The sequence below is a fragment of the Burkholderia sp. BCC0097 genome, from assembly GCF_902832985.1.
Classification (GTDB): Bacteria; Pseudomonadota; Gammaproteobacteria; order Burkholderiales; family Burkholderiaceae; genus Burkholderia; species Burkholderia orbicola.
In genome coordinates, this window is the sequence record NZ_CADFDM010000042.1 from 1 (window position 1) to 327 (window position 327).

1 protein-coding gene is annotated in these 327 nt (G+C 60.9%); it reads left to right on the forward strand.

Features of this window, described 5'->3' with window-relative positions; all coding sequences use genetic code 11:
- On the forward strand, positions 1-327 hold a 327-nt coding region (locus tag HWX07_RS37235), incomplete at both ends, for a hypothetical protein (RefSeq protein WP_279612804.1).

A 327-nucleotide genomic window follows, 5' to 3' on the forward strand; every position in this document is an offset into this window, starting at 1 on the left:
ACCGGTCGACGTGGAAGTCGACAGCGAAGTGATCGAGCTGTTAGCCGACGACAGCCCCGTCGAAGCCGACGTGGAAAGCGAGGTAACCGAACTGTTGGTCGAGCTGAGGCCGGTGGACAACGAACCGATGGAGCTCGTAGCCGACGACAAACCGGTCGACGTGGAAGTCGACAGCGAAGTGATCGAGCTGTTAGCCGAAGACAGCCCCGTCGAAGCCGACGTGGAAAGCGAGGTAACCGAACTGTTGGTCGAGCTCAGTCCGGTGGACAGCGAACCGATGGAACTCGTGGCCGACGAAAGGCCGGTCGACGTGGAAGTCGACAGCGA